4 protein-coding genes are annotated in these 3,528 nt (G+C 58.2%); all 4 read right to left on the bottom strand.

The genetic code is table 11. The annotated features are described in order from the left end of the window. Positions 1 to 171: 171 nt before the first annotated feature. Positions 172 to 1,146, bottom strand: coding sequence for a D-alanine--D-alanine ligase (locus tag Q1Y74_RS13775; RefSeq protein ID WP_300814864.1), 975 nt, complete (start codon positions 1,144 to 1,146; stop codon positions 172 to 174). Further along, on the bottom strand, positions 1,143 to 2,213 hold the full coding sequence (locus Q1Y74_RS13770) for an RluA family pseudouridine synthase (RefSeq protein ID WP_300814863.1): 1,071 nt from the start codon (positions 2,211 to 2,213) through the stop codon (positions 1,143 to 1,145). The genes Q1Y74_RS13775 and Q1Y74_RS13770 overlap by 4 nt, the downstream gene beginning before the upstream one ends. A gap of 42 nt (positions 2,214 to 2,255) precedes the next feature. After that, complete coding sequence (locus Q1Y74_RS13765) at positions 2,256 to 2,891, bottom strand: PASTA domain-containing protein (RefSeq protein WP_300814862.1); 636 nt, start codon at positions 2,889 to 2,891, stop codon at positions 2,256 to 2,258. A 483-nt stretch (positions 2,892 to 3,374) separates the two neighbouring features. Next, positions 3,375 to 3,528 (bottom strand): 50S ribosomal protein L34 (gene rpmH, locus Q1Y74_RS13760; protein ID WP_300814865.1); only part of this gene is annotated, 154 nt, incomplete at its 5' end.

Genomic DNA, 3,528 nt, shown 5'->3' with positions numbered 1-3,528 from the left:
ATAAACATGTGGAAGCGAAGAACGGAAGGTTCTCCGCAGGGAATACTCGTGGATATTCTCACTAGGTTGAGAGTGTTATCTTATCCAAAACTCAGGTTCTTAAGTTTTTGAGTTTTTGAGTTAGGAAGAAATTCTTCATTCTTCATTCTTCATTTCCCTGTTCTTCATTTTTCAGAAAGCGTCTTCTATGATGTCCGTCATCACGTCCTTGATGTCCAGCCCGGCAGCCCTTACCTGCTGGGGGATGAAGCTGGTGGGCGTCATGCCGGGCGTGGTGTTCACCTCCAGCAGGTTGATTTTCTCGCCGGCGGTGATGATGTAGTCCACCCGGATGATGCCACGGGCTCCCAGGATGTCGTAGATGGCGGAGGTGAGCTGCTGCACACGGTCGCGCAGCTCGTCGGGGATGCGGGCGGGGGTAATCTCGTCCACCTGTCCGTTGTACTTGGCGTCGTAGTCGAAGTACTCGTTGTGCGTCACCACTTCGGTGACGGGGAAGACGACGGACTTCGTGCGTGTCTTGTAGCAGCCGCAGGTGATTTCCGTGCCCTCCATGAAGGCCTCAACCACCACTTCCTGCGCCTCCTCGAAAGCCTTGGCGACAGCGGGCTGTATCTGCTCGCGCGTCTTCACCTTGGTCACGCCGAAGCTGGAGCCGCCCAGGCTGGGCTTGACGAAGCAGGGCAGGCCAATCTTCCCGATGACGTCGTCGTCGGTGACCGTCTGTCCCTGGCGCAGCAGCAGCGACTCGGCGATGCGTACGCCAAAGGCGTGCAGGTACTGGTTGCAGGCAAACTTGTCGTAGGTGAGGGCGGCAGCCAGCACGCCGCAGCACGAATAGGGGATGTGCAGCATGTCGAAGTAGCCTTGCAGGCGTCCGTCCTCGCCGGGCGTGCCGTGGATGGTGATGTAGGCGAAGTCGAAGGTCACCTTCCGTCCGTCCAGCACGAAGCTGAAGTCGTTGCGGTCTACGGGCGCCTCGCCGCCGTCGGGCAGCTGCACGTGCCAGTCGGTGCCGTGCATACATACAATATATAAGGTGTATTTCTCCTTGTCGATGAAGGAATAGATGCCCTGTGCACTGCGCAGGGAAACGTGATATTCGGAGGTATCTCCTCCAGCTACGATAGCGATGGTGCGTTTCATTCTAAATCTCTGTTACTGATGTAGCCTCTCCATTTGTCTATCAGCCGGGTCATGTCGTCGGGCAGTTCCGAGGTGAAGTACATTTCCTCGCCGGTGACGGGATGTACAAACCCCAGCGTCATGGCATGCAATGCCTGCCGCGGACAAGTTTCAAAGCAGTTGTTTACGAATTGTTTATATTTGGCAAAATGCGTTCCTTTCAGTATCTCGTGGCCGCCGTAGCGCTCGTCGTTGAAGAGTACGTGGCCGATGTGCTTCATGTGCACGCGTATCTGGTGGGTGCGTCCGGTTTCGAGGATGCACTCCACAAGGGTGACGTAGCCGAAGCGTTCGAGTACGCGGTAGTGGGTGACGGCGTGCTTGCCCTGTCCGTCGGGCAGGACGGCCATCTGCATGCGGTCCCTGGGGTTGCGGCCTATGTCGCCCGTGATGGTTCCCTCGTCCTGCTCCACGTTGCCCCACACCAGCGCGCGGTAGCGGCGCTTGGTGGTCTTGTGGAAGAACTGGTTGCCCAGGTGGGTCTTGGCGTCGGGCGTCTTGGCGATGACCAGCAGGCCGGAGGTGTCCTTGTCGATGCGGTGGACGAGGCCCACGTGGGGGTCGTTGGCATCGTAGTCGGGGACGTCCTTCATGTGCCAGGCGATGGCGTTGACCAGCGTGCCGCGGTAGTTGCCGTGGCCGGGGTGTACGACCAGGCCCGCGGGCTTGTTCACCACCATCAGGTAGCGGTCCTCGTAGACGATGTCGAGCGGGATGTTCTCGGGGATGACCTCGTTGTCGTAGCGCGGGCGGTCCATCATCACGGTGATGACGTCCAGCGGCTTCACCTTGTAGCTGCTCTTCACGGGGCGTCCGTTGGCCATGACGAAGCCCGCGTCGGCCGCCTTCTGGATGCGGTTGCGCGAGGCGTTGGTGAGGCGGTCGAACAGGTACTTGTCCACGCGCATCATCTCCTGCCCGCGGTCCACCACCACGCGGAAGTGCTCGTAGAGCCGCGCCCCGTCGTCCACAGGTTCGATGTCGTCCAGGTCGTCGTTGTCTATGTCTGCCGACAAATCCTCTATCATACCTTATTTATATATAGTGCTGTCAAGTTTTGGGAGCAAGGGTCAGAACCAGCTGTCGTCGGTGCCGCCCGTAGTGGTTTCGGTGTCCGTGTCATCCTCCGGGACGGCCTCGGCCTCAGGCGTCGGGCGTCCGTCGCCCACCACCAGCCGCACGAAGGAGCCGACGGGTATCTGCTCGCCCTGCTTGAGCTCGCGTCCGTTGAACTTCAGTCCGTACACCCAGTCGCGCTCGCCGCTGATGGTGTCTACGCCGGCCACCTTGAACCCCGAAGCCAGCAGACGGGCCTCGGCCTGGCGGACGGAGCTGTTGTCGGCCACGTCGGGCACGGCGCGCAGGGGCACGTTCAGCGTATTGACGGTCAGGTAAACGATGCGTCCCTCCTTCACCTTCTGTCCGGCCGCGGGGCTATAATCGAGCACGGAGCCTGCGGGCAGGTTCTTCACATAGGTCGAGTCGGAGACCGCATAGTCCAGGCCGTGGTTGCGCAGCACTTTCCCGGCCTCGGAAGCGCTCATGCCCTTCACGTCGGGCACTACCACGGCCTCGCCGTGGCGCGTGTACACGTCCATCCAGACCAGTACACCATACATCACTCCCGCCACTACCAGCACCATGGCCGCCAAGTTCAGCCAGAAGTACTTGTTCTGGCGGAAAGAAAAGAATTCTTTAATTGTCATCGTGTCAAAGTTTCTACATATTGGGGGCAAAGATAGTGAAAGGCGAGCGCAGAGACAAACGAAAAACGAAGTTTTCTGGTTTGGCTATGCCGAGCCGCATCCTGTCTTATCGAAAGATAGTGAAAGGCGAGCGCAGAGACAAACGAAAAACGAAGTTTTCCGGTTTGGCTATGCCGAGCCGCATCCTGTCTTATCGAAAGACAGTGAAAGGCGAGCGCAGAGACAAACGAAAAACGAAGTTTTCCGGTTTGGCTATGCCGAGCCGCATCCTGTCTTATCGAAAGATAGTGAAAGGCGGGCGAGGAGACAAACGAAAAACGAAGTTTTCCGGTTGGGCTATGCCGAGCCGCATCCTGTCTTGCCAAAAGACAGTGAAAGGCGGGCGGGGAGCCGTGCCTGCCTCACGCGCCGGGGCAAGAGAAAAGGGGACGCGCCCCGCTGTGCGGACACATCCCCTTTCTTATCTCTTCACAAGGAAAAGGCTCAGGCCTTCACTCCGTTGTATTCGTCAGATACAGTCAGTTTCTTTCTACCTTTGGCACGACGTGCTGCCAATACTCTGCGGCCATTGGCTGTAGCCATTCTCTCACGGAAACCGTGTTTGTTTCTTCTCTTTCTGTTGGAGGGTTGAAATGTT

The sequence above is a fragment of the uncultured Bacteroides sp. genome (assembly GCF_949298305.1).
In the GTDB taxonomy this organism is placed as follows: Bacteria; Bacteroidota; Bacteroidia; order Bacteroidales; family Bacteroidaceae; genus Bacteroides.
Note: the sequence above shows the minus strand (reverse complement) of the source record. Positions and strands in the feature narration are given on the sequence as shown.

Excerpts from the sequence above, each read along its gene's own strand:
- Q1Y74_RS13775 (WP_300814864.1), bottom strand. The coding sequence starts at position 1,146 with ATGAAACGCACCATCGCTATCGTAGCTGGAGGAGATACCTCCGAATAT.
- Q1Y74_RS13770 (WP_300814863.1), bottom strand. The coding sequence starts at position 2,213 with ATGATAGAGGATTTGTCGGCAGACATAGACAACGACGACCTGGACGAC.
- Q1Y74_RS13765 (WP_300814862.1), bottom strand. The coding sequence starts at position 2,891 with ATGACAATTAAAGAATTCTTTTCTTTCCGCCAGAACAAGTACTTCTGG.